Source organism: Pseudoalteromonas sp. NZS127_1, assembly GCF_015864295.1.
Taxonomy (GTDB): Bacteria; Pseudomonadota; Gammaproteobacteria; order Enterobacterales; family Alteromonadaceae; genus Pseudoalteromonas; species Pseudoalteromonas arctica.
Map to the genome: position 1 here is coordinate 1 of NZ_JADYXO010000050.1, position 2,691 is coordinate 2,691.

At 37.1% G+C, this 2,691-nt stretch carries 1 protein-coding gene; it reads left to right on the forward strand.

Annotated elements, in window-relative coordinates; genetic code table 11:
• Positions 1-272: 272 nt before the first annotated feature.
• Positions 273-1,688, forward strand: a complete 1,416-nt coding sequence (locus I6F50_RS20050) for a sodium:alanine symporter family protein (protein ID WP_010555303.1) — start codon at positions 273-275, stop codon at positions 1,686-1,688.
• Positions 1,689-2,691: the final 1,003 nt, after the last annotated feature.

The following is a 2,691-nucleotide window of genomic DNA, read 5'->3' on the forward strand; positions in this document are numbered from 1 at the left end:
TTATTTAACTCTCTGAGTTGTTCGTGCCTCGCTATGCGTTGGCGTTTCCTGTCTCAGTGGGGTCGCATTATAGGGAGCTGCGGATTTTACGCAAGCGTTATTTGCATAAAATAGTAATTAAAATTAAGCCCCAAGCAAGCGCACACGATAAGCACAAGTTACCCACAAAACCCTGTTGATAACTCTGTTTTTGAACTTTAAAACTAAACACTTTTATCCTGATGTGATAAGTTGCGGTCACTTTTTTTAACTCATGTATTTAGGCAGTATCCATGACAGACATAATAAACAGTATAAGTGCCCTTCTATGGGGCCAAGTTCTCGTCTACTTATTAATAGCAGCAGGCCTCTTTTTTACTTTTCGACTAGGCTTTATTCAGTTTGTGCAATTTCCACATATGTTCAAAGTTATGTTTGGCTCTCGTAAATGTGCCGATAATGAAATTTCATCCTTTCAGGCTTTTTGTACTTCGTTAGCTGCACGTGTTGGTACAGGTAATATGGCTGGTGTTGCTGTTGCCTTATACCTAGGTGGGCCAGGTGCTATTTTTTGGATGTGGCTTATTGCATTAATAGGTATGGCTACAAGCTTTGCTGAAAGTACTTTGGCTCAGGCTTATAAAACAAAAGATGCTGATGGCAATTTTAGAGGTGGCCCTGCTTATTATATGCAAAACGGCTTAGGTAAACGCTGGATGGGGACTTTATTCTCGTTATGCTTAATTTTAGCCTTTGGTTTGGTATTTAACGCCGTACAGTCAAACTCTATTGCTGCAGCATTTGAAGTAGCGTTTGATGTACCTAAGTATATAGTAGGCATTTGCTTGGTTATTGGCTCTGGTATTATTATTTTTGGTGGTTTGAAAACGATTTCTCGTTTTGCTGAAATGGTTGTCCCATTTATGGCATTAGCTTACTTGTTAGTTGCTCTTTATGTATGTGCTATTAACTTTACTGCATTACCTGATGTAATTGTACTTATAATAAAAAGTGCTTTTGGTATTGAACAAGCTGGTGCAGGTGCAATTGGTTATGGTGTTACACAAGCTATGATCCAAGGTATAAAGCGTGGCTTATTCTCAAACGAAGCTGGTATGGGTAGTGCAGCTAATGCCGCAGCTACTGCGACACCTTACCCTCCTCATCCAGCATCACAAGGTTATGTGCAAATGCTAGGTGTATTTATTGATACTATTGTTATTTGTACAGCGACTGCTTCTCTTATTTTACTATCGCAGCAATTAGTACCTGAATCTGGTGTTATGGGGATTGAACTCACACAAGCAGCATTACAAGAACATGTCGGCGACTGGGGTACTTACTTTATTGCCATTGCTATATTGTTTTTTGCTTTTACTTCTATTGTGGCTAATTACTCTTACGCTGAAACAAATTTAATGTTTTTAGAGCACAACTCTAATAAAGGTATGTTTATCTTTAGACTTGTTGTTTTAGGTATGGTGATGTTTGGTGCTGTTGGTGAGCTTGGTTTAATTTGGACGCTGGCAGATATATCAATGGGTTTAATGGCCATTGTAAACGTTATAGCGCTATTTATGCTTTCAGGTGTTGTTGTATGGCTCTCTAAAGATTACAACGAACAACGCAAAAAGGGTTTAATACCCACCTTTGACAAAAGTAAGCATCCTAAACTTGCTAAAGAGGTCGATCCCGAGGCCTGGAAATAAACAATAAACAGCGAGCTACGACTCGCTTTTTTAGTTCTAAAAATAAAAAGCCCTGACACATAGCACTCGATCATTTATAAGTAAAAGCTGTTACAGACGATAAGAACCGTATAGACATTATCTGATTATCAGCCTAGATAAGACAACCTACAAAAACAGATGTTTAATGCCCACAGCTCTGCATTATGTATAAGCACTTTATTGTTTACCTATTTGAAGTTCTCACCATAACTCTAGACTTACTCTTACCCGCGATTTTTAACTTCCAATGAGCATGTGTTAGCAACCAATTCGACAACTATACCAACCTGCATAAATCTCTGAGCAATTTAACGAATTAAATTGCACTATAACGTCGTTAAAAATTTTTATTTAGAACACTAGATACAAAAATTTTTGCCTAAATCTAGCGTAATTTCCTTAACCTTAAATAGACCCCATATATAAGCAGATTGGTATTACTTTATGCTACCAGCACATAAGTGTTTGAACTTTGCTTTCAAGGTTATTTGCTCTCGAGGTGTAGATTGCTTTACTGTTTTGAATTTTTTAAAGCTAATGGCCTACTTTACTGGTTGTTATCATAAGTCTATGACGCTTAGTTCAGTTCAAAGTGTATTCATCAGCATAAAGTACTGTGTGTCGCTAAGGATTGCATGGCTGGTTTATTTGAGGCGCTATAGGATTGGGTTTGGAAATATTACATTATGCTTACTCATATATATCTTTAATACGATAGATATACAAACTCTTAATGAACTATCACACAACGCTATTATTGGGTAGACCATGCATAAAATAGTGCATATCAAGATAATATAAATCATAGAAAACATAAAAATGATAAATCAAGATTTTTACTGGATATTTTATAGATATCAGAAGATTTATTGGATATTTTTTAAGCAGAGCGCTTAATAGAGAGATGGTGCCCGAGGCCGGACTTGAACCGGCACGACTTGTTAGTCGAGGGATTTTAAATCCCTTGTGTCTACCAATTCCA